Annotated in this window: 20 protein-coding genes and 3 pseudogenes; 7 read left to right on the top strand and 16 right to left on the bottom strand. The window is 51.9% G+C overall.

Annotation, left to right across the window (positions count from 1 at the left end; genetic code table 11):
• Positions 1 to 310 precede the first annotated feature (310 nt).
• The gene (locus GPJ68_RS13340; protein ID WP_104651337.1) at positions 311 to 1,279 is read right to left on the bottom strand and encodes a spore coat protein U domain-containing protein; all 969 of its coding nucleotides are present in this window, start codon (positions 1,277 to 1,279) and stop codon (positions 311 to 313) included.
• 13 nt (positions 1,280 to 1,292) lie between these two features.
• Positions 1,293 to 3,401: pseudogene (locus tag GPJ68_RS13335) on the bottom strand (fimbria/pilus outer membrane usher protein); the annotation flags it as partial.
• Positions 3,402 to 3,459: 58 nt separating this feature from the next.
• Between GPJ68_RS13335 and GPJ68_RS13330 the strand changes: the two are divergent.
• Positions 3,460 to 4,157 (top strand): IS1-like element IS1B family transposase gene (locus GPJ68_RS13330; RefSeq protein WP_235611130.1). Its coding sequence is split into 2 segments (ribosomal slippage): positions 3,460 to 3,709 and positions 3,709 to 4,157, totalling 699 coding nucleotides; the frame shifts between segments, so codons are not numbered across the junction.
• A gap of 112 nt (positions 4,158 to 4,269) precedes the next feature.
• Here the strand turns inward: GPJ68_RS13330 and GPJ68_RS13325 are convergent.
• The 7 genes from GPJ68_RS13325 to GPJ68_RS13295 form a co-directional block, all read right to left on the bottom strand.
• Positions 4,270 to 5,334, bottom strand: a complete 1,065-nt coding sequence (locus GPJ68_RS13325) for an alpha/beta fold hydrolase (protein ID WP_180836710.1) — start codon at positions 5,332 to 5,334, stop codon at positions 4,270 to 4,272.
• Positions 5,335 to 5,469: 135 nt separating this feature from the next.
• Positions 5,470 to 6,231: a carboxymuconolactone decarboxylase family protein gene (locus GPJ68_RS13320; protein ID WP_137352333.1), complete on the bottom strand. Its 762-nt coding sequence runs from the start codon at positions 6,229 to 6,231 to the stop codon at positions 5,470 to 5,472.
• On the bottom strand, positions 6,209 to 6,688 hold the full coding sequence (locus GPJ68_RS13315) for a cupin domain-containing protein (RefSeq protein WP_047416686.1): 480 nt from the start codon (positions 6,686 to 6,688) through the stop codon (positions 6,209 to 6,211). The genes GPJ68_RS13320 and GPJ68_RS13315 overlap by 23 nt, the downstream gene beginning before the upstream one ends.
• Before the next feature lie 107 nt (positions 6,689 to 6,795).
• Positions 6,796 to 7,443, bottom strand: coding sequence for a DUF4405 domain-containing protein (locus tag GPJ68_RS13310; RefSeq protein ID WP_180836708.1), 648 nt, complete (start codon positions 7,441 to 7,443; stop codon positions 6,796 to 6,798).
• Positions 7,444 to 7,494: 51 nt separating this feature from the next.
• Positions 7,495 to 8,145, bottom strand: coding sequence for a flavodoxin (locus GPJ68_RS13305; protein WP_046275297.1), 651 nt, complete (start codon positions 8,143 to 8,145; stop codon positions 7,495 to 7,497).
• Positions 8,146 to 8,215: 70 nt separating this feature from the next.
• A complete protein-coding gene (locus GPJ68_RS13300) occupies positions 8,216 to 9,685 on the bottom strand; it encodes a heavy metal sensor histidine kinase (RefSeq protein WP_180836706.1) in 1,470 nt (489 codons plus the stop codon).
• Between the two features lie 15 nt (positions 9,686 to 9,700).
• Complete coding sequence (locus GPJ68_RS13295; RefSeq protein WP_180836704.1) at positions 9,701 to 10,381, bottom strand: heavy metal response regulator transcription factor; 681 nt, start codon at positions 10,379 to 10,381, stop codon at positions 9,701 to 9,703.
• A gap of 219 nt (positions 10,382 to 10,600) precedes the next feature.
• Here GPJ68_RS13295 and GPJ68_RS13290 point away from each other — a divergent pair, with 219 nt between their 5' ends.
• Positions 10,601 to 11,650, top strand: coding sequence for an alpha/beta hydrolase (locus tag GPJ68_RS13290; protein WP_016153322.1), 1,050 nt, complete (start codon positions 10,601 to 10,603; stop codon positions 11,648 to 11,650).
• A gap of 390 nt (positions 11,651 to 12,040) precedes the next feature.
• On the opposite strand, the gene ychF is transcribed toward GPJ68_RS13290, so the two are convergent.
• Positions 12,041 to 13,135 carry a redox-regulated ATPase YchF gene (gene ychF, locus GPJ68_RS13285; RefSeq protein WP_016153303.1) on the bottom strand — a complete coding sequence of 365 codons (1,095 nt, stop codon included), beginning with the start codon at positions 13,133 to 13,135 and terminating at the stop codon, positions 12,041 to 12,043.
• A gap of 115 nt (positions 13,136 to 13,250) precedes the next feature.
• Positions 13,251 to 13,835, bottom strand: coding sequence for an aminoacyl-tRNA hydrolase (pth, locus tag GPJ68_RS13280; RefSeq protein ID WP_016153302.1), 585 nt, complete (start codon positions 13,833 to 13,835; stop codon positions 13,251 to 13,253).
• A gap of 274 nt (positions 13,836 to 14,109) precedes the next feature.
• Between pth and ychH the strand changes: the two genes are divergently transcribed.
• Positions 14,110 to 14,391, top strand: a complete 282-nt coding sequence (gene ychH / locus GPJ68_RS13275) for a stress-induced protein YchH (protein WP_016153301.1) — start codon at positions 14,110 to 14,112, stop codon at positions 14,389 to 14,391.
• Between the two features lie 124 nt (positions 14,392 to 14,515).
• Here ychH and lysC read toward each other — a convergent pair whose 3' ends face one another.
• Positions 14,516 to 15,877 (bottom strand): lysine-sensitive aspartokinase 3, encoded by a 1,362-nt coding sequence (gene lysC / locus GPJ68_RS13270; protein WP_104652216.1) that lies wholly within the window; start codon positions 15,875 to 15,877, stop codon positions 14,516 to 14,518.
• Positions 15,878 to 16,488: 611 nt separating this feature from the next.
• Here lysC and GPJ68_RS25385 point away from each other — a divergent pair.
• From GPJ68_RS25385 to GPJ68_RS13255, 4 genes and pseudogenes are all read left to right on the top strand, one after another.
• A pseudogene (locus GPJ68_RS25385) lies at positions 16,489 to 16,578 on the top strand (hypothetical protein); the annotation flags it as partial.
• A gap of 106 nt (positions 16,579 to 16,684) precedes the next feature.
• On the top strand, positions 16,685 to 17,893 hold the full coding sequence (locus tag GPJ68_RS13265) for an IS4-like element ISVsa5 family transposase (RefSeq protein WP_001339197.1): 1,209 nt from the start codon (positions 16,685 to 16,687) through the stop codon (positions 17,891 to 17,893).
• A gap of 11 nt (positions 17,894 to 17,904) precedes the next feature.
• Positions 17,905 to 19,212, top strand: a pseudogene (locus GPJ68_RS13260) (diaminobutyrate--2-oxoglutarate transaminase); the annotation flags it as partial.
• A gap of 15 nt (positions 19,213 to 19,227) precedes the next feature.
• Positions 19,228 to 20,691: an aspartate aminotransferase family protein gene (locus tag GPJ68_RS13255; protein WP_103283771.1), complete on the top strand. Its 1,464-nt coding sequence runs from the start codon at positions 19,228 to 19,230 to the stop codon at positions 20,689 to 20,691.
• A gap of 97 nt (positions 20,692 to 20,788) precedes the next feature.
• Here the strand turns inward: GPJ68_RS13255 and dauA are convergent, their stop codons facing one another.
• The 4 genes from dauA to lolB form a co-directional block, all read right to left on the bottom strand.
• Positions 20,789 to 22,471: a C4-dicarboxylic acid transporter DauA gene (gene dauA, locus GPJ68_RS13250; protein WP_029139565.1), complete on the bottom strand. Its 1,683-nt coding sequence runs from the start codon at positions 22,469 to 22,471 to the stop codon at positions 20,789 to 20,791.
• Between the two features lie 124 nt (positions 22,472 to 22,595).
• Positions 22,596 to 23,543, bottom strand: a complete 948-nt coding sequence (prs, locus tag GPJ68_RS13245) for a ribose-phosphate diphosphokinase (protein WP_001518537.1) — start codon at positions 23,541 to 23,543, stop codon at positions 22,596 to 22,598.
• Positions 23,544 to 23,760: 217 nt separating this feature from the next.
• Positions 23,761 to 24,612: a 4-(cytidine 5'-diphospho)-2-C-methyl-D-erythritol kinase gene (ispE, locus tag GPJ68_RS13240; RefSeq protein ID WP_016156742.1), complete on the bottom strand. Its 852-nt coding sequence runs from the start codon at positions 24,610 to 24,612 to the stop codon at positions 23,761 to 23,763.
• Positions 24,609 to 25,232: a lipoprotein insertase outer membrane protein LolB gene (lolB, locus tag GPJ68_RS13235; RefSeq protein ID WP_016156741.1), complete on the bottom strand. Its 624-nt coding sequence runs from the start codon at positions 25,230 to 25,232 to the stop codon at positions 24,609 to 24,611. The genes ispE and lolB overlap by 4 nt, the downstream gene beginning before the upstream one ends.
• Positions 25,233 to 25,244: the final 12 nt, after the last annotated feature.

Here is a 25,244-nt window from a genome sequence, read left to right as displayed (position 1 = left end):
GTTATAAAAGTAATATGTTCTTAATTTGGCCGTGGTATACAGTGAATCACACCATATAAACCTAAATTTAACATTTATTTCATAGAATGGCCTGTCCGGCTAACACGGTTTATCGGCATGAAGCGTGTGGGCTTTAGCTGAGAAGTGAATAGTTATTCTTTGATTGTGCTGATATTTCGGTATTTTTGCTGGCTGGATAATTTAATATGCATGATTTATAAAAATCGCAATTTGTCAGATTTATGACGCACCTCTAAAAGTAAATAATATGATAATAAAATGTATTTGCTTTATTGCGATTAAGCTGGGGTCAGTAGGTCACGGCGATGGTAACGGTATCAGTATAGTTGTCAGGCGTGTAGTTCGCGCTGGGAACGGTGGCGTAAACCGGGTAGGTGGTGGTGGTTCCCGTACCGTTGCCCGCGACAGTATTGAGCGATGAATTGCCCCAAACCGTACCGGACGGCCCCGGCGTCGAGCTAAGCTGGTAGGGGACCTTGTCCGTATTTGACCCCGTGCCGGCCATCACGCCGCTGCCTGCCGTATTGCCGTTAGAGGGCTGAAGTCCGATGGTGTAAGGCGTGTTATTGGAACATGCTACGCCCACGGTATTTGAAGCCGTTAGGTTACGCCCGGTTGCCCTGGCGGGCGCAAAGCTAATATTGGTTGCAGAGGTGATATTGCACTGTTTGCTGACCGTCGCCGATACGGTGAAGGGAAGCCTGGCGGCAACGGTATCGCCACAGGTGGTCGGCGGGAAAAGCAATCCAGGATTGAGGGTGACAAGGGCTGTCGCCGCCGTATAGCTATCCTGATAGCTTCCGGGGACCGCTGAGGTTTGTGGCGTGACAATCTGTGCTGATACCGTGAGTGAGCCCGTCACTGGCGTCAGATTCAGCAGGTTAAGCTGTACCATTGGAAAAGTTGTTCCCGACTGATACTGACTCCCCCAGACTTTGGTGTGTCCGGCATCCTGGTAAAGCTGGTATGCCAGCGTTCTGGCAGGTGTTCCGTTTAATGACATATTTCGGGGTGTCACCTGGCCACTGACGGCTGAGGCGCCAATATTAAAACAGAGGTTGATCCCTGCCAGCGCGTCGCCAAGCTCTTTGGTGCAGGTGTAGTTGAACGTCATTGATGACGTTGCGCCTGTCGCAGACAGCGGATTGACTGAGCCCAAATTTATGGGTTGTACATTGCTCACCGAACAGGTTACGGCATGGCTAATCGCCGGACAAAAGAGTACGGCTGCGATGAGTAACAGATGCCTTAACCTCATGAGCGCACTCCTGTTAGTGTGGCCGGCAAACCAGTGGACCTATTTGCACAATCCCCTTTGCGGAAGCGGGATAGTCAAATTGCACGCGACAACTGCCGGTGTCTGTCTCAACGCGTAGCGCGTTGTGCTGTTCCAGCGTGTCGAACCAGGTCATCCCATCAAAACCAACGACAGACGATTGTCCTGCTCCGCTGATGGCGTATGCCATGCTGCCTTCGGGAATGGGTTTACCCTGATTGTCGACGAGGATGACCTGCGCAGCGCGCACCGGGGTAATGCCAAAGCTAACCAATGTACCGGAACGATCGGCAGGCGTTGCATTCGTCTCAACGCGTGCGATCCGCATATTGGCGGGGAGATCCATAGGGTCAATACTGATCAGGTTTTTTTGATAACTGTTCAGCGGCGTGACCAGCAATAGCCCCTGGTCGTCGCTGCGACCAATCAGGTTATTTTGTAATTTAATCGGGACGTCAGGAACGCCGTCAGTTGATACGACGGCAAAGCCATTGTTGATTTCACGTGCTGCAAACAGGCCGCCGCCCATGGTAACAAGCGATCCGGTGGCGCCTGCGTAGCCGTAATGGTTATCCGGTAAACGGCTAAATCCCGCGTACGCTTTACCATAACGACCCAGATATCCCACTTCTCCCTGACCGCTTTGCCGGGAAGCCTGCTGACTTGCGGCCAGATTCCAGCCCCAACCGCCGTCGGCAGGAGGCGTCAGGCTGGCGTTGAGCTGGTAGCCGGTCTCATCATTGGTGCGTTGTAGGGTGCTGCTGGCACTGAGATTGTTATCAGTGGTCATTGTCACCATCAGATAGAGACTGCGATCGCGGTTATCGTCGATGTTTTGGTTGAATCCGGCATTCAGTGAAATGTTGTCGGTAATCGATTTGAACCAGCTGGCGTTGGCGTAGCGCACCGCATTTTCGTGCGGATAACGAAACTGCAGGTAACTCAGGCTGACATTACCGGCAGCCTCCAGCGAATAGCCAATGACCGTATTGCTGTTAAGCGTCGGTGGCGGCTCGCCATAATGGGTGGCGACATCACGATAATCGCCGGAAGTGGCCGTCGTACTGGTACTGAAATTAAACCGTTCGCCGGACCAACGATAACCAAAACTGTACAGAAAACCGTTCTTTCCTGCGTCGGTACTTGCGGCAATTGAGGTCGAAAACGTGCCGCTGCGGGTGCCTGGGATCCAGTCGTTACTGAAGCCCGCGTTAATCAGTCCATCGCTGGTTTCAGCGTGAGTCCCGGCAGTGAACGTATTGCTAAACCCACGACGCCATGTACCGCTCAGTACCGGTGCGCTGGCATAATCAAAAGAGGAGTAACCATAGTTTTCGCGTACCGTACCCAATTCTGCAGACCAGGCAGTTAATCCTTCCCGCAGGAGTTGCTGATCGTTGTAGAACGAGAAATTTTGTACGCTCGTTCTGCCCAGCGCATCCGTCATCATTACCTGACCCGTTCCCGCGCCGCTGATGTTCGGCATTGTGTTGATCTGAAAGCTACCCGCGGGGACTTCTCCGTTGTAGTACCTGACGCCGTCGACGTACAGCTCAACGTTTGACGGCAACGTCGCGGAGCCAAGATATGCAGGGAGCGGGGTGGTTGGCATATAGGGCCGCAAACCAAAATCGGTTCCTATCTGAATGCCGCCGATACGCGTCGGTCGGGACCAGATAAGTGAACTGGTCAGGGTATCGCCAACGGTTACCGCCAGCATCGTTTCGGGAAATGACGTACGCCAGCTGGTATCGAGTCGCTCAACGCTGTTATCCGCATTTTCCTCGGTGGAATACTGCGTCAACTGGGTGGTGCTGAGCACGCCTGCAGCATTGAAAGCGCGGAATTCGCTGAAGGTATTTATTGCGCTTTCATCCCCCTGTTGGGTATAGATATCGTAATTGAGCAGCGCTCCGCGTGATGTTGTCGCCGTCGGCGCGGTCTCCACGGGGGAGTTAAGCTGCGTGGTCGCAAGATCGAGTGAACTGAGTGGCGCAGTAAGCGAAAGCGTTTGCAACTGAACGTTATAGTCAATGGTTAGCTCGGGGATATCGTTCAGGCAGACGGCGTGAGTGGCGTCAGGCGCAAAGCGAAAGCCCATTTTTCGGGTGATGCTGCCAACTTACTGATTTAGTGTATGATGGTGTTTTTGAGGTGCTCCAGTGGCTTCTGTTTCTATCAGCTGTCCCTCCTGTTCAGCTACTGACGGGGTGGTGCGTAACGGCAAAAGCACTGCCGGACATCAGCGCTATCTCTGCTCTCACTGCCGTAAAACATGGCAACTGCAGTTCACTTACACCGCTTCTCAACCCGGTACGCACCAGAAAATCATTGATATGGCCATGAATGGCGTTGGATGCCGGGCAACCGCCCGCATTATGGGCGTTGGCCTCAACACGATTTTCCGCCATTTAAAAAACTCAGGCCGCAGTCGGTAACCTCGCGCATACAGCCGGGCAGTGACGTCATCGTCTGCGCGGAAATGGACGAACAGTGGGGATACGTCGGGGATAAATCGCGCCAGCGCTGGCTGTTTTACGCGTATGACAGGCTCCGGAAGACGGTTGTTGCGCACGTATTCGGTGAACGCACTATGGCGACGCTGGGGCGTCTTATGAGCCTGCTGTCACCCTTTGACGTGGTGATATGGATGACGGATGGCTGGCCGCTGTATGAATCCCGCCTGAAGGGAAAGCTGCACGTAATCAGCAAGCGATATACGCAGCGAATTGAGCGGCATAACCTGAATCTGAGGCAGCACCTGGCACGGCTGGGACGGAAGTCGCTGTCGTTCTCAAAATCGGTGGAGCTGCATGACAAAGTCATCGGGCATTATCTGAACATAAAACACTATCAATAAGTTGGAGTCATTACCTCCTCGCTCATACCAGACCGTCACATTCCCATTTTTTTTTGATAAAAATGACATTTATAGTGAGCCTTCACTAATGAAGGCTCAATACTAGCTCTTCCTATTGTAGATCTTTTTCCTCCAGGAATTTACTCACCATATCAGCAATCTGCACATTATTTAAATCAGAGAACGGGAAGTGGGTATTCCCTTTGATTCCCACTTCAGGCAGATGCGTCACAGTGACATCCCCGCCATGCTTGTTCACCACGTCACGCCACTCGCGAGCCATTGCCAGACGTACGCGCCAGCTGTCCTGCGCGGGCATGGCGACAGGTTTATCCGGGATGTTATCGCCGTAAATAATCAGAATCGGAATTTTAGTCAGTGCCATAAACTGCTCCATCGGCACCGGTTCACCCTTCAGCGTGTCGAACGCGCTTGGCATTGGGGCAGGGAGCTCTTTCTCCAGGAAGACAAAGCTGCTACCAGGCTCGAAGGCGACAATGGCTTTGACCTTGTCATTTTTCATCGCCGTGTACCAGCCTGGTCCGCCACCCTGAGAGTGGGTGAAGAGGATAGCCGGGCCGGATTTTTCCACGACGGCGGACATCGCATCAGAGATAACATTGATATCAAACGGCCCGGTATTTGGGGTCATCTGACGGAAATACTGATTCAGGGCTTCTTTGTCGTGAGAAAACTGAACGCCCTGAAAATACTCTGGCCACACGCCAACGCGGAACTGGTTAAACCACATCTGTTCATCCGGTTTAGGCGTAACCGTACCTTCTACCGTCGTGCGCCCGGCGCTGCCCCGGCGGGGCTGATCGACAAGATAAGTAGAGAATCCACGACGCAGGAATATGTTCTGGAACCCTTCGCGACCATCCGGCGTGGTTTCCCAGGTGCGGGAAAACTGACCTGCGCCGTGCAGCATGACGATAGGGTATTTATGCGGATTTTCCGGAATTTGGTAGAACACAGACGCATGATCGCCATGCCAGGTTTGACCCGCAGAGTCCAGCGGCGTTTTCGCGTCAAATTTCCCTGGTGCGGTGATGATAGTGCCACCAGCAGAAAAGCTTCCCTGTTCCTGAATGACCAGCGGCTCGGCGTATACCGACTGAGCCACCATGCCACCCGCCATCGCGCAGATGGCCAGCGTTTTTAAGACAGTTTTCAAGATTACATCCTCTGTTATGTTTGCCGTTCAATCATATCTGAGTTGTCAGCGTGAATTATTTAGCACCTTTGATTGCCCTTATTTGGCAGACTCATGAATGCGGAGTATTAGCACCGTATCGTCTCAAACCAACGCCTAACTGTTTGCTAACGCCCGTTGCAGCGCCTGTTCCGCCCGCGTAGCCGCATCTTCTTCGCCATGTTCACGCAGAACTTGTGCCAGTTGGCGCAGTTGCGCTGCCGTCAGGCCGACTCGCATGCTGGCTCGCGTATGCGATAACAGCTGAGCTTCAACGCCCGGCGTGGCGGCTAATGCGCCAACCGTTGCCAGCTCGCGGCTTTGCCAGTCGAGGTTATCGCGGGCGAAAATGTCGCCGAACAGATGCGTTTGTAGAAATTGATTAATGACCGGGGCAAAATCAAACAGAGGTCCCTGGACGGGGGCGCCGGAGATTTTAGTCTGGTTTGCGGTACCGACACGGCGAAGCTCATCTCCGACAGGGATGGCGGCGACCGGCTCTTTACCTTCAACGTCTTCAACGCCACGTTGTTTACGTGCTTCGACGACTTTCATCAGTTCATTCAGCGCGTTCAGGCTACGGGGAAATCCCGTATAGGCATAGAGCTGGACGAGAATCTCTTTGGTCTCGTTTATCGTGAGTCCTGCATCAAGCCCCTGATTCAGTGCCGCATTCAGCTTATCCATCTGACTGCTGGCCATTGATGCCGCAATCAACGGGATGGCTTGCTGGCGAGCTGACAGCGTATCTGAAACCGTTTGTTCGTGGTTCATTTCTGAGGCTCCTTTATTGACGGGCGCAGCATGTGCCGTGAGACCCAAACCAAAGGTCAGCAGTACCGCTGCCGTTAATGCCTTAATGGGCGTGGTATTGTTCATCTGTCACTTTCTCCATCCAGTTAACGCTTTTGCCATCCACAATCCCGGTTATCGCCAGGTGCGTCATTGCGCTGCCGGGTGCCGCCCCGTGCCAGTGTTTGACGCCCGCCGGGCAAGAGACAACGTCGCCAGCGCGGATGACCTGCACCGGCTGGCCTTCTTGTTGGGTAAGCCCAATTCCCGAGGTCACAATCAGCCGCTGCCCTGCCGGATGCGTATGCCAGGCGGAACGAGCACCTGGCTCAAAGGTGACATAAGCCCCGGAAACGCTAATTTCGTTATCTGGTTTGAAGAGAGGATCAACCCGGACGCGACCGGTAAAGTTCTCTGCTGCCCCGTACACCGCATTCTGGCTTCCGGCGGTGGCGATATGGACAGCGGGATTTTGCTCCGCCGCCCAGGATGAAAACGTAAAGAGGGGCAGTAACAGCCCGAGGTAACGTAAATGTCTGATCATGCAAAGCGTCCTTATCTACAATGATGGAGAGGGTCTGCAATGATTCTAATCAGGGGGAGATGTCGTCAGACTGACGCCAGCCTGACAATTCTGTCAGTTAACCCTTATTATGGTGATGCTGCTTTGTCTTTTCTAAAAATAAGGCACCAAAGCGAAAACCGTGTCATTAATGAAAATAAAACAATGATGGCCAGGTAGCGTAGATAAAAAAGTAGGGCAGATTCATCGTAATCGAAAAAGGAGAAATCGACCTTCATCAACAAATAATCGAGATAGTCCCGGTTTAGTAATTCGTACAATCCCAGTAGTGCGATTAGCGAAAAAACTCCTGGCATCATGACATTTGCAAAGAATGAATTGCTGGAGATGTTCAGGACCCGGCAGAAAAAGGTTGCCAGCATTTTCCAGTGCAACCCGATATGCAGCGCCAGAATGAGCATTCCCCAGTGGACCGACGTCATGTGTACTTTCCTGACCCAGCTCGCAGGGTTGTGGAACGCCTGGTCCAGAAGGATATGTCGGGACAGCATCATGCCCGATACAATCGCGGTCAGAATGACAACGAATGTCACTGCATTAATGATTCTGTTAACTACCAGCATGGTTAACGGAATATTGGGCGACAGTGACCACAAGCGATGCCGGTTAAGATATAAATGCAGCATGATGAGCAGCGTAAAAATAATACCCGCCCATTCATGCACGATTTCACCGTGAAGGTGAAATCCCATCAATACCAACAGAAGTAACGTCATCAGCGCATCCTGCATGACCTGAAAAATATAAATTTTCTTCATGTCGAGGGATTAACGCTGTGGCTGGACTTGTTTTACCCATTGCTCAACCTGCGCGGGTACGTCAGGAGCTGAAATATCGTTGCGCGAGATCGCGAGCGCACGAGTGACTAATTTGGCCTGTGGCTGCATGCGAGCAATTTCTCGCAGGGAGTCGGCTAACCTGCTGCCACCATGGGTGGTAAAGGGAACGACCGTTTTGCCTGCAAAGTCATTTTGCTCAAAGAGGCTGTATATCACCATTGGCATGGTATACCACCAGATGGGGTAGCCGACGTAAATGGTGTCGTAACTGCTCAGGTCAGGGAGCGGCGTTTTTAGCGAGGGTCTGGCTTTCGTTTGCTGTTCCTTTTCGGCAACGCGCAAAAGTGCATCATGCTGGCGAGGGTAGGGAGTGGCGGTTTCAATGCGAAACAGGTCGCCGTGAGTCTGCTTCTGAATCAGTTGCGCAATAAACTGCGTGCTGCCGGTCTCTGGCGTATTTTTTTGTAATACGCTGGCCCCGGAAAAACCATCCACGGCACCAGGTTTCATCTCCTCTGGTTGTGAAAAGTAGATAATCAGCGTGCGGGCGTGTGCGGATGAATCCTCTGATGCGAACGCGGGCTGCCCCAGAAGCCCCATGACCATCATCGCCAGAAACCCGCTAAATACCTTTTTCATTCTCACTGTTTCATTCCTTCAATCAGCCGTGGTGAGTATCAGCAGTGATTCTGGCGCAGATAGCCTGACATCAGACTGACGACTCTCTGACAATTTTGTCAGAAGTCTTTGCGCGCGGAGATCCCGATTTTGTCTCTGAAATCAGTCTCCCGGGTCGGATAGCGTCAGGCTGTTTAGCAAACGTCAGGCCAAAGGTATTGATACCGTTCTCGCTACGGGCAAAGACATCTCCCCGGTGCATAATGGCGACGGCGCGGACGATCGACAGGCCCAGCCCATGATGGGTATCACTCCTGGCTCGGGAGGTGTCAACACGATAGAACCGTTCGAAAAGCCGGTGTAAGTGCTCTGGCGCTATCGGATCGCCAGGGTTAGAAACGTCTACACAAGCTTGATTGCCTTTTTCGCTTAAGCGCACCGTAACCGTGCTATTGGAGGGGGAATGCCTGGCGCTATTTTCCAGCAAATTAGCCAGTGAACGGTGAAACAGCCGCCTGTCGATATGCGCCGTGACGTCGCCCTCAACCTCCAGCGAAAGCTGTTTTTCAGCAAAAGAGGGTTCAACATATTCCGCTGTTTTCAGTGTTTCTTCGCGCAGGGAGACTTGCGTAAGCTGGGAAGCATGTTCACCCGCGTGCGCATGAGACAGGAACAGCATGTCGTTAACTATCGACGTCATGCGTTCAAGCTCTTCCAGATTGGAACCCAATAACTCTTCCAGTTCATCTTGTGAATGTCGGCGTGATAGCCCGAGTTGCGTCTGACCGATCAGGTTAGTCAGCGGGGTACGAAGTTCATGCGCAACATCGGCATTAAAGCTCTCGAGCTGTCGCCAGGCGATTTCCTGACGCTCTAACACGCCGTTAAATGATGATGCCAGTTGCTGCAGTTCTTCGGGCAACGCGCGGGTATTCAGGCGCTGGCCATGGTCACCTGGTGCAAGGTGTTGTGCCTGCTGACTGAGCATGTCCACCGGACGCAGGCCAATCCGTGAAACAACGTATCCCAGTAAGGCGACAATCAGTACGCCCAGCGCGGCAATAATCAGCAGCGTCCGTGTGAACGCATCAAGTGTGCCCATATACGGCGTAGAGTCGATGGCAACCACATAGCGCAGCTCAGGCCTTTCACCGTTGGCAGGGATGGTTTTCACTAACAGGAACAGTGAGCATGCACCTTCCGATGCGCCGGGCACTTTATTAAATCCCTCCTGCAAAGAAGACCACTGAATGCCCACCGGTGGTATTCCCCCCATGCTAAAGCGCGGGTTATCGCTCACTATCCAGTAGCGAACGCGCTCACCTTCAGAATTGGTTAGCAGAGTAAATTTATTAGCCAACGTCGACCAGCCGTCAGCCGAGGTTCGTGCGGCGATCCACGGACTCATTAATGATTCCCGGAACAACAGTTCGTTGTGCATCTGCTTTTGCAAAGAGTCATGTAAGGAGCTTCTGAGCAAGATACCGATAATGGACACAATCAGCAGCGCGGATAAGGCAAACATCAGCGCCAGGTGAACGGAGATGGAACGTTTAGGCATGCTGAGCCTCTTCATTTATTTCGACCGGACTTCGAGGACATATCCCATGCCACGAACGGTATGTAACAGTTTGACGTCGAATGGGGCATCCACTTTGGCTCGCAGACGTTTAATGGCGACTTCAACCACATTGGCATCGCTGTCAAAATTCATGTCCCATATCTGCTCAGCAATCATCATTTTTGACAGGATCTCCCCCTGATGCCGGGCCAGAAGACTTAACAGGGAAAACTCTTTTGCGGTCAACTCAAGTCGCGTTCCGGCGCGAAATACGCGGCGGGCCAGCAGGTCGAGATGCAGATCGTGAATTTGCAGTTGGGTGATGTCTGCGCCATCCGTGGAGCGGCGACGCACCAGAGCCTGAATGCGCGCCACTAGTTCGATAAGAGAGAAGGGTTTGGGGAGATAATCATCCGCGCCAAGCCGAAGCCCTTTGACGCGCTCGTCGACCGAACCGCGGGCCGAGAGCATCAGTACCGGCGTTTGTTTGACGGCCCGCACCCCCTCGAGTACCCGGTAGCCATCCATCCCCGGCAGCATCACATCAAGGATTATCGCGTCGTAGTCAAGCTCCAGCGCGTAATGAAGACCTTCTGCGCCATCTGCAGAGACATCTACCGTAAATCCGGATTCACTCAACGCACGGTTGAGATAGGTTGACGTTTTTTCTTCATCTTCGACTAGCAACAGGCGCATAACGGGATTTCCTCTTAACTGTTCAATCGGGCTTATTCTGCCTCTTGATTGCCAACATAAAGCTGACGCTTACCTGACAGCATTGTCAGAAACATGAAGCCATCTCAGCCTGCTTGCTGACAAAAATGTTATTTACCTGTCACGATGCTGACAGGCCTCTCTCTCTAACCTGAGTCTGCACATTTAAATCCGCAAGCCTGAAACTCATCGGGAGAGACCATGAAATTCAATCTGTTAACTGCAATACTGCTCACGGCAATAACCGGGGCCACCTCAGTCAATGCGGCTGATTACAAAAAAAATCCATTCACCCTGGCCTATGACGGCGCCATTACTGAGAACGTCAAAGGCAAGGTCAACATTCATCCGGTGAAGTACGATCTGCATGGCATACAGATAGCTGCGAATGTCTATACCCCTGCTAACTACGATCCCGCCAAAAAATACCCTGCCGTGGTGGTTGCACATCCGAATGGCGGCGTAAAAGAGCAGGTCGCAGGTTTGTATGCCCAGCGTCTCGCCGAGCAGGGCTACATCACGATTACTGCCGACGCGGCTTATCAGGGCGCGAGCGGTGGGATGCCTCGCAGCGTGGATAAACCCGCTAATCGCATCGAGGATATCCACGGCATGGCTGACTACATCAGCCAGTATCCGGGAGTGGATACTTCCCGCCTCGGTCTGCTGGGTATTTGCGGAGGTGGCGGTTATTCACTTGTTGCGGCCGAAACGGATCAACGGTTTAAATCGATCGCAACCATCAGCATGTTTAATTCAGGCCTGGTGCGCCGCAACGGTTTTCAGGACTCACAGCTGGATACTATTCAGCAGCGTCTTCAGCAGGCTTCTGACGCACGTGCTCAGGAAGCTTCCGGAGGCGAAGTCCTGTACTCCGGTGATGCCAATCTGACTGATGAACAGATCGCTAAGTTACCTTTTGCCTTATATCGACAGGGCTATGAGTACTACTGGAAAACTCACGCGCACCCGAACTCTACGTTTAAATACACGACAAGTAGCCTGTTAGATTTGATGAGTTTTGACGTTACGGACCATATCAATCTCATCAATAAACCGCTGCTGATGATTGCTGGTACAAAAGCCGATACGCTCTATATGACGGAAGATGCGTTTGCGAAAGCCACCGGTACAAAAGACAAAGAACTCTTCCTGATCGATGGCGCTACCCATATCGAGACGTATTGGGTTCCTGAGTACGTCGACAAGGCTTTGCAAAAGCTGGACGTCTTCTTCGATAAGAGTATTTAACCCCTATCAGACGATACCTTTGGCCAGCCACTCAGGCTGGTCATATCAGGACATAATGAGTGTGTCCGCATGTGACCAAGACTAACGAAGTCGGGAGGAAAGATAATTACGCACATTAAATAGCCGCTATGAATGAAATTCATAAAACGGCAGCGACATCTGAGGGTTATTTTGTGCCTGTAAGGTTTTACTTCGTGGTCCAGGCCAACTTTAGGTTTAGCATTACGGCATTGAGTGCCGGTGAGCATAACGAGTCCTTGTTTGTACTGTCTCGTTACGAGACAGATGCACACTCTATGAAATGAAAAAATCCACGCAATTGCGTGGATTTTATAGACTTTTTCGATATTCATGAGATTTGATGAAACCTCATGAGACGAGAAGTTTTATTTAGACGTTGAACAGGAAGTTCATCACATCGCCATCTTTAACGATGTAATCTTTACCTTCTGCACGCATCTTACCGGCTTCTTTCGCGCCCTGTTCACCTTTATAGGTGATGAAATCTTCAAACGCGATGGTTTGTGCGCGGATAAAGCCTTTCTCGAAGTCAGTATGAATTTTACCCGCCGCCTGCGGAGCCGTTGCGCCAACAGGAATGGTCCATGCACGAACTTCTTTCACGCCAGCGGTGAAGTAGGTCTGCAGGTTCAGCAGTTCGTAACCAGCGCGGATTACGCGGTTCAGACCAGGTTCTTCCAGACCCATTTCAGCCATGAATTCTTCACGGTCAGCATCATCGAGTTCTGCGATGTCAGCTTCAACGGCAGCGCAAACTGCAACAACCACGGAGCCTTCAGCTGCGGCGATTTCACGCACTTTATCGAGGTATGGGTTGTTTTCAAAACCGTCTTCGTTGACGTTGGCGATATACATGGTTGGCTTCAGCGTCAGGAAGCTCAGGTATTTGATAGCCGCTTTGTCTTCATCGGTCAGCGTTTTCAACGCACGCAGCATGCCAGCGTTTTCCAGCTGTGGCAGGCATTTTTCCAGTGCAGCCAGTTCCGCTTTAGCGTCTTTATCGCCGCCTTTGGCCTTCTTCTGTACGCGATGGATAGCGCGCTCACAGGTATCCAGGTCAGACAGCGCCAGTTCGGTATTGATAACCTCAATGTCGTCAGCCGGATCCACTTTGTTATTAACGTGGATGATGTTGTCGTTTTCAAAGCAGCGAACCACGTGGCCGATAGCTTCGGTTTCACGGATGTTCGTCAGGAACTGGTTACCCAGACCTTCGCCTTTGGACGCGCCTTTTACCAGACCGGCAATGTCGACGAATTCCATCGTTGTTGGCAGGATACGCTGCGGTTTGACGATTTCGGCCAACTGATCCAGACGCGGATCGGGCATCGGGACAACACCTGTGTTCGGCTCGATAGTACAGAACGGGAAGTTTGCCGCTTCAATACCCGCTTTTGTGAGCGCGTTGAACAGGGTGGATTTGCCTACGTTTGGCAAACCGACGATACCGCATTTGAATCCCATGTTTAAATCACCTTAATCTTTTGATATTCAACCTGTTATGGAAAACAGATTGTAGAAAAGTAAATAACTCTGCCTATTATACACAGCACGCGAGAAAAATGCCGCACATCCCTGCTTATTGCGCTTTAAAGGTGTGTAACCGGCTCGTTGCCTTGGTCAGGCCATCTTTGAATAAAATCTCGGTACAACGTGCCGCTTCGTCAATTGCTTCATCAATTAACTTCTGTTCTGAAACAGGCGGTTTGCCTAAAACAAATCCGACAACTTTGTTTTTATCACCCGGATGACCAATTCCCACGCGTAAACGATGAAAGTTGGGGTTATTGCCCAACTTGCTGATGATGTCTTTCAGGCCATTATGTCCGCCATGACCGCCACCGAGCTTAAATTTTGCCACGCCAGGCGGCAGGTCTAATTCGTCGTGCGCGACCAAAATTTCATCGGGATTGATACGATAAAAACTGGCCATCGCACCTACTGCCTTGCCGCTGAGATTCATAAATGTGGTCGGTACCAGCAAACGGACATCTTCCCCTTCGAGCGTTACTCTGGAGGTGTAGCCGAAGAATTTCGGCTCATCACGCAGGGGCGCGCGTAATCTCTCTGCCAGTAAATCGACATACCATGCGCCTGCGTTGTGTCGCGTTGCCGCATACTCTGCGCCGGGGTTCGCCAGGCCGACAATCAATTTAATCGTCACGTGTTTTGTCCTGAGTGTTTCCATAAACGACGTGTAGTTTACTGTCTGACGCTGCTCTTGACAAAAAACTGCGTACTAATCGCCAAAAGCTGAATAATTGCACAAATGGACTATTAGAAATTGAGTATGTTCAGTAGCTTATTTGTAAAGTTTTGTTGCGCGAGTGTTTGTAATTGTGATCGCTCCCGCACTTGCGAACGGCAGTGTTGTCTATACTTTACACATAAGGATTAGGGGTATTCCCTGTAGCAACCCAAAGTTCCGGAGGTGACACATGAAACGCAAAAACGCTTCGTTACTCGGTAACGTGCTCATGGCTTTAGGGTTGGTGGTGATGGTGGGGGGTGTTGGTTACTCTATTTTAAACCAATTGCCGCAATTTAATCTGCCACAGTTTTTCGCACATGGTGCCGTGCTCAGTATTTTTGTAGGTGGTGTTCTGTGGTTGGCGGGAGCCAGAGTGGGCGGGCACGAGCAAATCAGTGACCGTTACTGGTGGGTACGCCATTATGACAAACGCTGTCGTCGCGGTGATACCACTCATCGTCATAACTAAATCGTTTCCCGGCAGAGAGGGCTGCGGTTTGAATACAAAGTCCTGGTTGAAAAACCAGGACTCTGCTTGTTCATTATCCTTGCATAGAACGCACTTTTATATTCGCTACGGAATATAAGAAACGTTATTCGAATAACCGATAATGTAACGTTTTAACCGCGCTATCCGCGTCTTCAGCGGGCAACAGGAAACACAGGTTGTCATTTGACGCGCCGTGGCAAATCATTCGCACCGTATGCCCTTCAAGCCAGGCAAAAACGTCTTTGCAAACTCCCGCCGCCTGAGTCAGCCGATTCCCCACCAAAGTCACCAATGCCAATCCGGTTTCCACTTCCACACGACAGTGGGAGGATAATGCGGTAAACAATGCGCTGGTCAGTATATGATCTTCACCTGAGGTAGCGTGAGTCGCGTCCAGCGCCAGCGCAATACTGTTCTCTGAGGTTGTAACCAAATCCACCGTGACCGCGTGGCGAGCTAAAATGGCGAAGGACTGCGCCAGGAAAGAACCGGACGGTTGTGTCTCCAGACTATGTAATCGCAACAGCGTCTGTTTACGGCGCACGGCAAGCGCACGATAGCGAGGTGGGTTGTCGGTGGTGTTATGCACCAGCGTACCACCGGCAGCCGTATCCTTACTTGAGCCAACAAAAACCGGAATGCTTTTACGCATTGCCGGAAGCAGCGTAGCCGGGTGGAGGACCTTCGCACCGAAGGCGGCCATATCGCTGGCCTCGGAAAATGAGATGTGGTCAATCCGTTTGGCCCGCGGCGCAATGCGCGGATCGGTGGTGTAGATCCCTGCGACATCGGTCCAGATGTCCACGCGTGCGGCGTGAAGCGCCTCACCGAGAAGCGTCGCCGTGTAATCACTACCACCGCGTCCCAGCGTAGTGGTATGCCCTGCGGCATCCCGGCCGATAAACCCCTGGGTCACCATAATCGCTTGCTCAAGACGAGGGCGCAGGTGAGTCTCCACCAGGTGGTGCAGGGTACTGAGTTCGGGTTCGGCGCAGCCGAAACTCGAGTTGGTACGCATCACGCTGCGGACGTCAAACCACCCGGCCTCGGCATGCCGTTCACGTAAGACTTCAGTAAACAGTAAAGAGGACATCAGCTCGCCGTGACTGACCAATTCATCGCTTAGCGCATCAGACGGTGAAACGGTCGCCGTTTGTGCAAGATGGCGGATGTTGTTGAGAAGATTATCGATTTCCGTGCTGATAACGGACGGCTGCTTCAGGCGGGAAATAATGTTGTATTGGATGGCGCGTAAGGTCTCAAGCTTATCTAATTGTTGATGCGTTTCCAGACCTTCAGAAAGCTCGACCAGTAAGTTTGTAACGCCTGCTGAAGCAGACAGCACGACTAAACGGACATCTTGATCAGCAAGGACAATGCTGGCGCTTCGGTTCATCGCATCAAAATCAGCGACGCTGGTGCCGCCAAATTTGGCAACGACGGATGGTGGATAAATGCGAGTCATAACAATCTCATATCAGGGCGCCATAAAAGTATGGCTAGAAAATTTTCATTCTCGGCATAAGGGGAAACGGTGTTCGCCTTACGAAATGTCCGCCCGCGAACATTTCTGCTGACAACCCAGGGAATTCCTGTTGTCGAAAACGCGTGTCGCCTGTACGCGTTACCGGGTGCTGCGCATTAATTTTATTTACATAGCCTGCAAATAAGCGCGCCATACTAAGTGATTTATATTTAGGGATCGACTTTTTTATTCGATTTATCGACAAATAAGTGAAAAATCATGTCGTAACAAGAAAACGCGTACATTATTAATGGTAAAAACGTGTAAAAAAATAATAAAAACATGAAAATTACATGGTTTTTATAACATCGTATGCGTTGCAATTGGCTACGGTAATTGTTAATTAAATAGATATATTTCTTTAGGATTTCGTAATGAAGGGTGGCTGTTACACTTTGAATTATAAAGAAAAAACACCCGCTAAATGTGTTGAAAAATAAATGATTGAGTCCAGGGCTAAAACAACATATATTAGCCGCGCTTTTTTACAGGTAACCCTTATAACCATTTATTCAATCAGGCGTTAATCTACACCTGGTTGTAGGAGTGATATGATGACGGATAAAGTCCGTATTGATACTTTAAGTGCTAATTCATTACCACAGAGCAATGATACCTTTTTAGCAAGACAGGCTGAGTTCTGATGAATCCCCTAATGATTTTGGTAAAAATCATTAAGTTAAGGTGGATACACATCTTGTCATATGATCAAATGGTTTCGCGAAAAATCAATAATCAGACAACAAGATGTGCGAACTCGATATTTTACACGACTCTCTTTACCAATTCTGCCCCGAATTACACTTAAAACGACTCAACAGCTTAACGTTGGCTTGCCACGCATTACTTGACTGTAAAACTCTCACTCTTACCGAACTTGGCCGTAACCTGCCAACCAAAGCGAGAACAAAACATAACATCAAACGAATCGACCGATTGTTAGGTAATCGTCACCTCCACAAAGAGCGACTCGCTGTATACCGTTGGCATGCTAGCTTTATCTGTTCGGGCAATACGATGCCCATTGTACTTGTTGACTGGTCTGATATTCGTGAGCAAAAACGACTTATGGTATTGCGAGCTTCAGTCGCACTACACGGTCGTTCTGTTACTCTTTATGAGAAAGCGTTCCCGCTTTCAGAGCAATGTTCAAAGAAAGCTCATGACCAATTTCTAGCCGACCTTGCGAGCATTCTACCGAGTAACACCACACCGCTCATTGTCAGTGATGCTGGCTTTAAAGTGCCATGGTATAAATCCGTTGAGAAGCTGGGTTGGTACTGGTTAAGTCGAGTAAGAGGAAAAGTACAATATGCAGACCTAGGAGCGGAAAACTGGAAACCTATCAGCAACTTACATGATATGTCATCTAGTCACTCAAAGACTTTAGGCTATAAGAGGCTGACTAAAAGCAATCCAATCTCATGCCAAATTCTATTGTATAAATCTCGCTCTAAAGGCCGAAAAAATCAGCGCTCGACACGGACTCATTGTCACCACCCGTCACCTAAAATCTACTCAGCGTCGGCAAAGGAGCCATGGGTTCTAGCAACTAACTTACCTGTTGAAATTCGAACACCCAAACAACTTGTTAATATCTATTCGAAGCGAATGCAGATTGAAGAAACCTTCCGAGACTTGAAAAGTCCTGCCTACGGACTAGGCCTACGCCATAGCCGAACGAGCAGCTCAGAGCGTTTTGATATCATGCTGCTAATCGCCCTGATGCTTCAACTAACATGTTGGCTTGCGGGCGTTCATGCTCAGAAACAAGGTTGGGACAAGCACTTCCAGGCTAACACAGTCAGAAATCGAAACGTACTCTCAACAGTTCGCTTAGGCATGGAAGTTTTGCGGCATTCTGGCTACACAATAACAAGGGAAGACTTACTCGTGGCTGCAACCCTACTAGCTCAAAATTTATTCACACATGGTTACGCTTTGGGGAAATTATGAGGGGATCTCTCAGGGCTGAGTTTGAATCTAATGTCCGCAGCTATCCACGTAAACTGCCATTAGCGATTGCTAAAGCGCAGGGCGTCTGGATTACTGACGTAGAAAATAATCAATATCTTGATTGCCTGGCAGGTGCCGGAACCCTGGCGCTTGGTCATAATCATCCTGAAGTGCTGCAGAGCATTCAAAGTGTCATCACAAGCGGCTTACCGTTACATACGCTTGACCTTACCACACCGTTAAAAGATGAATTCTCATCGTATTTACTTTCTTTATTACCGGGCCAGGGCAAAGAGTATTGCCTGCAGTTCACCGGGCCGTCCGGTGCCGATGCCGTTGAAGCGGCGCTGAAGCTGGCGAAGAAAGTTACCGGCCGTTCCAGCATCATCAGCTTTTCCGGTGGCTACCACGGGATGACCCACGGCGCGCTGTCCGTGACCGGCAACCTGTCGCCGAAAGAAGCCGTCAGCAACATGATGGCGGAAGTGCAGTTTATGCCGTATCCGCATCAGTACCGTTGCCCGCTGGGTATCGGCGGCGACGCTGGCGTCAAAGCATTGACCTACTACTTCGAAAACCTGATCAACGACGTTGAGAGCGGCGTGCGTAAACCGGCTGCCGTGATCCTCGAAGCGGTGCAGGGCGAAGGCGGGGTAAACCCGGCTCCGATCGAGTGGCTGCAGCGTATTCGTAAAGTGACCCAGGAACACGGCATTCTGCTGATTATCGATGAAGTTCAGGCTGGCTTCGCGCGCACGGGTAAACTGTTCGCCTTCGAACACGCCGGTATTGAGCCGGATATCATCGTGATGTCCAAAGCGGTTGGTGGCGGTCTGCCACTGGCGGTACTGGGCATTAAAAAGCAGTTCGATGCGTGGGCCCCGGGCCACCACACTGGCACCTTCCGCGGCAACCAACTGGCGATGGCGACCGGTCTGACAACGCTGAAAATCCTCAAAGACGACAAGATTGCCGATAAAGTTGCTGCGCAGGGCGAGTGGCTGAAAGGCAAACTGACTGACCTGCAGAAACGTTACCCGGTTATCGGCCAGGTACGTGGTCTGGGCCTGATGATTGGTCTGGAAATCGTTAAGCCGAACGAAGCGCAGGATCACATGGGCTGCTACCCGGCCGATGGAGAGCTTTCCGCGCTGCTGCAGAAAAAATGTTTCGAAAACGGCCTGATTCTGGAGCGTGGCGGCCGTAACGGTTGCGTACTGCGTCTGCTGCCGTCTCTGTTGATCACCAACGCAGAGCTGGAGATTTTCCTCGATAAATTCGAAAATGCCCTGCTGGGCGCTGGCGTGAAGCCGGTTTAAACGGAGTTGGATCGAATGTCAGACGTAAATCCGATTCTGTCCGGCTCGGCACAAAGCATTGCTGCCTACCAGGACGCTATCGAGCAGAGTACGCAAGCGGTCGTTGAATGGTTGAAGCAGCCTGAGATGTATCAGGGCAAAACCGTTGAGCAACTGCGCGAACGTATCAACCTGAATTTTACGTCTCAGGGCCTGGGCAACCAGGCCGCTATTGAGCGTGCGGTTGAATACTTTCTGAAAGACAGCTTGTTGGTTCACCATGCGCAGTGCGTGGCGCACCTGCACTGCCCGAGCCTGGTGATTAGCCAGGCGGCAGAAGTGTTGATCAACGCCACCAACCAGAGTATGGACTCCTGGGATCAGAGCCCGTCGGCGACCATCATTGAGATCAAACTGATCGAATGGTTGCGTGAGCAGGTGGGCTATGCGGCAGGCGACGCGGGCGTGTTCACCAGCGGTGGCACCCAAAGCAACCTGATGGGCCTGATGCTGGCGCGCGACGCCTTCTTTGCCCGCCAGGGGCATTCCATTCAGCAGAATGGTCTGACCGGCGACCTGAGCAAAATCAAAGTATTTTGCTCTGAAAGCGCGCACTTCTCTGTGCAGAAGAACATGGCGCTGATGGGGCTGGGTTACCGTTCCGTCACCCAGGTGAAGACCGATGCGTTCTCACGCATGGATCTGGCTGACCTGAAAGACAAGCTGGCCCAGGCGAAAGCCAACGGCGAACAGGTGATGGCGATTGTCGCCACTGCTGGTACTACCGATGCGGGCGCAATCGATCCGTTAGCGGACATTGCGGCGCTGGCGGCAGAACACCAGATCTGGATGCATGTGGATGCAGCATGGGGCGGGGCGTTACTGCTTTCTGAGCAGTATCGTCACTTCCTGAACGGCCTTGAACTGGCGGATTCCGTGACGCTGGACTTCCACAAACAGTTCTTCCAGACCATCAGCTGCGGCGCGTTCCTGCTGAAAGACGCGCGTCATTACGAGCTGATGCGTTACCAGGCGGCGTACCTGAACTCTGATTTTGATGAAGAGGCGGGCGTACCGAATCTGGTGTCGAAATCGCTGCAGACCACGCGCCGTTTTGACGCGCTGAAGCTGTGGATGGGGCTCGAAGCGCTGGGCAAAAAGAAGTATGCCGAAATCATTGATAACGGCGTAACGCTGGCGCGTGATGTGGCTGCGTTTGTGAAAACGCAGCCACACCTGGAACTGGTGATGGAGCCGCAACTGGCAAGCGTGCTGTTCCGTTTCCGTCCGCACAGTGACGACATGGCGTTCGTTGCGCTGTTGAACCAGCGTATTGGCGACGTTCTGCTGGCTTCTGGTAGCGCCAATGTTGGCGTGACCGAAGCGGATGGCGTAACCTGCCTGAAGCTGACGCTGCTGAACCCAACGGTGTGTCTGGAGGATGTTAAAGTCCTGCTGGCAAGCGTGAAAGCGACAGCTGAGCAACTGCTGAACGCGTAAGCAATAAGCTGATTATAAAAATGGCTCCCACACCCGGGAGCCATTTTTTTGCCTGTCATTTGTAGTCCGGCGGCGCTTCGCTTGGCCGGGCTACACGTCAGCTGATATCTGCCAGCGCGGCGTCTTTATTCGGGAAGAACGTCAGGCGTCCAGCAATCGGCTGAATGCCCGCGCGCGCCATGGTACGTAACGGCTGGAATTCCAGATTACTGATCCGCAGTTCACATCCTTCCGGGAGGCGTTTTACAAAACGCTGGAAAGCGTCCAGACCACCGGCATCCAGTACCGGGACCGCGTCCCACTTCAAGACCACGATACGTTTACCTGCAATACGCGATTCGAGATCGGTAAATAATCCCTCCGCAGCGGCAAAGAAAAGTGGGCCAATAACGCGCAGCACCAGCACATCGTCAGGTACGTCTACGTTGACCGGCGCCAGACGCGTCATGCGCGCGATACGACGCATAAACAGCAGGGAGGCGAGAACGATACCGACGCTGATGGCGATCACCATGTCGAATAGCACCGTCAGCGACATACACATAAGCATGACAATGATGTCGTCTTTTGGCGCATGACGCAGCAGATCCACCACTTTATGCGCTTCACTCATGTTCCATGCCACCATCAGCAGCAGGGCGGCCATGGCGGAAAGCGGTAACCAGGAAAGCAGCGGCGCAAGCACCAGCAGGGCAAGGATCACCAGAATCGCGTGGATGACCGCTGAAATTGGTGAGGTCGCCCCGGCGCGGACGTTTGCCGCAGAACGGGCAATTGCCGCCGTGGCGGTGATACCACCGAAGAACGGTGCCACGATGTTACCCAGGCCCTGGCCAATCAGCTCACTGTTGGCTTTATGCTTGGTGCCAGTCATCCCATCAAGTACGACGGCGCACAGTAGAGATTCAATCGCCCCGAGCATCGCCATGGAGAAGGCGGCCGGTAACAGCGCCTGTAACGAACTCCAGCTCAGGGTAAAGTTTGACTCCGGCATGTCCCACGGTAATACCAGTTGCGGCAGCAACTGCGGGATGCCATTACCCTGCGAGCCATCAGCCAGAATGTAGTGGAACTGAGAACCGATGGTGGCGACATGGCCGCCGGTCAGGTTCACAATCCCCATTACCGCACAGCCTGCCAGCAGTGCAGGAAGGTGGCCCGGCAGTCGGATCCCCAGACGCGGCCAGAAAATCAGGATCCCCAGCGTCACCACGCCAATTGCGGCATCGCCAACGTTGAGGGTTGGCAGGGCCATAAACAGCGCGCCGACCTTTTGCAGGTAGTGCTCCGGGACATGGGCCATTTGCAGACCGAGAAAATCTTTAATCTGCATGGTACCGATGGTGATACCAATACCCGATGTAAAACCTAACGTAACGGATACCGGGATATATTCGATCAGGCGACCAAAACGGGCGAGGCCGAAAAGGATCAGGAATATCCCGGACATTAGCGTTGCGACCAGCAGGCCTGCCAGCCCAAACTGTTGCGACACCGGATACAGAATCACCACGAAGGCGGCAGTTGGTCCAGATACGCTAAAACGTGAACCCCCGGTAAGGGCGATAACAATCCCAGCCACGGCTGAGGTATACAAGCCGTACTGCGGCGCCACGCCACTGCCTATTGCCAGGGCCATCGCCAGCGGAATGGCAATGATCCCAACGGTTATCCCGGCGATCAGGTCGCGGGTAAAGCGAGAAGCGGTATATTTTTCTTTCCAACAAGCGTCGATGAGGGCGCGGAAAGGCATCACATGTGAGGAAAATAATCTGTTCACAATAATGTTTCATCCATGAGCGCATCATCTGTCAACTAAATGGCAGGTGAAGGAGGCATAAGTCATACAAATAGATGTTGCAGATAAAAAAACCCGCCGCAGCGGGTTTTTGAGCCGGGCTCGATTAATGCTCGAACATAGCAGAGATGGATTCTTCGTTGCTGATACGACGAATCGCTTCGGCCAGCATACCCGATAGGGTCAATGTACGCACGTTTGGCAGTGCTTTGATTTCGTCAGTCAGTGGAATAGTGTCACAGACAACGACTTCATCAATCACTGAATTGCGCAGGTTGTTTGCCGCATTACCTGAGAAGATCGGGTGGGTAGCGTAAGCAAATACGCGTTTTGCACCACGTTCTTTCAGTGCTTCTGCTGCTTTACACAGCGTACCGCCGGTATCGATCATATCATCAACCAGCACGCAGTCACGACCTGCAACGTCACCAATAATGTGCATCACCTGAGAAACGTTCGCGCGCGGGCGTCGTTTGTCGATGATAGCCATGTCGGTATCGTTCAGCAGTTTAGCGATAGCGCGGGCACGCACGACACCACCGATGTCCGGAGAAACCACAATCGGGTTGTCCAGATTCAGCTGCAGCATGTCTTCTAACAGGATCGGGCTACCGAATACGTTATCAACCGGTACGTCAAAGAAACCCTGGATCTGTTCAGCATGCAGGTCAACGGTGAGGACGCGGTCAACGCCAACGCTGGACAGGAAATCAGCGACGACTTTAGCAGTAATCGGTACACGAGCGGAACGTACGCGACGATCCTGACGTGCATAGCCGAAGTAAGGAATAACGGCGGTGATACGGCCTGCGGAAGCACGGCGCAGCGCATCAACCATAACGACCAATTCCATCAGGTTGTCGTTAGTAGGGGCACAAGTGGACTGGATGATGAAAATATCACCACCGCGTACATTTTCATTAATTTGTACGCTGACTTCGCCGTCGCTAAAGCGACCTACAGCGGCGTCGCCGAGTGAAGTGTACAGGCGGTTGGCAATACGTTGTGCTAGTTCCGGGGTGGCGTTACCAGCAAAAAGCTTCATATCAGGCACGAGAAGAACCTCAGGCATGCGTCCATTGGTGGAAAGAATCTGCCGAAAACTGTGCGGGCCAGGCAGTATCCTCTCCATGCGGTGTATTAAAGAGCGCGATGCAACGTCTGGAACAGGGTGACGTTGTCACCGCAACTCAGCTTGCCCGGCTTACTCGTCATCTTTCACGTTTCATGTGTGCTGGCATATTTCGCCATCTTCCTGAAACCCGAACGATTTAGAGTAACGCTCTGTGCAATGGGGAGAGGTTGACACCTTTCGCCACAAAGCCTTTGAGCCATTCCGGGGCTTGCTCAAGCACCTGGCGAGCACGAGACTCAGTGTCAAATTCAGCAAAGACACAAGCCCCTGTACCAGTCAGGCGCGACGGCGCGTATTCTAACAGCCAGGAAAGCGCCGCATCAACCTCGCGAAAACGTTTTCTTGCGATAACCTCGCAATCATTGCTGAATTCACATTTTAGTAACGTTTTTATTGACCTTTTTGGCGTGTTGCGCGGGAGGTCGGGATCTTTAAAAATCACCGGCGTCGGAATACTGACTCCCGGGTGTGCGACCAGATACCATTTTTCCTCTGGCTCGACCGGGGTCAGAATTTCACCTACGCCTTCAGCAAAGGCCGCATGGCCGCGCACGAATACGGGAACGTCCGCCCCCAGCGTTAAGCCGAGTCCTGCCAGTTCATCAACCGAAAGTCCGCACTGCCAAAGGTGATTCAGCGCCACCAGGACGGTAGCCGCATTCGACGAACCTCCGCCAAGACCGCCGCCCATCGGTAGGCGTTTTTCGATACTGATATCGGCGCCGCTCCCTTTGGGAAGGCGATCGCTTTCAGACGCCGCCTTCATCAGCAAGCGCGCCGCACGGACAATGAGATTGTCTTCATGTGCAACGCCTTCCACCGGCGTTAACAGGCGGATTTCGCCGTCGCCACGCAGCACAATACCTATCGTGTCGCCATAATCAAGAAACTGGAATAGCGTTTGCAAAGTGTGATAACCGTCCGCACGCTGCCCGGTGATGTATAAAAACAGATTCAGTTTTGCCGGAGAGGGCCAGTGGGTCATCATTTCACAATCCAGTTATCCATTTTCAGCTTAATACGCTGATCGCCGTCGGACAGTTCCATGTTTGCCGGCATCGCAGGATTAATTTTGCTGTCGTAGGCGCTATAGACCACTTTCCAGTTTTTACCGTCTTTGCTGTAGTTCACTTCACTCAGACGATACTGATCGTCGAGTTTGTAATCGCTGGCGTCTCCCGGCAGGCCAAGGATCCACTGGCGCAGGCTATTCAATGGAATAGGCATGCCGGTCAGCTTACCAATCATCTCTTCGGCGTCGTCAGCGGTGTAGTGCTTGCCTTTGTTATCGACAAGTTCGACGTTGCCCGGCTGGGCATTGAGTTCCAGTTCAGTGCTGCCCAGGGGATTGGTCAGCAGGAGACGGTAGCGATCCTGTCCGGTTTGTTGCCAGAAAAAGCGGGCATAGACTTTCTGTTGATCGGAAATATACGCAAATGCACCGCGCGTCTGATATTGGTTCAGGGCGCGTACTTCCTGCTGGTGCTGGCGCCACTGTGGAGAGTCAGGGCTTTTGCCGGGACCTTTCGGCGCATTGAGCGTACAGGCGGTAAGAGCCAGGGCCGCGAGCGGCAGCAGGCGAATCAGGCGAAAATCAGGCAGGGTCATAATGATGACAAA

Source organism: Citrobacter sp. 172116965 (assembly GCF_013458095.1).
Lineage (GTDB): Bacteria > Pseudomonadota > Gammaproteobacteria > Enterobacterales > Enterobacteriaceae > Citrobacter > Citrobacter braakii.
This window is presented reverse-complemented; position numbering and strand designations above follow the sequence as displayed.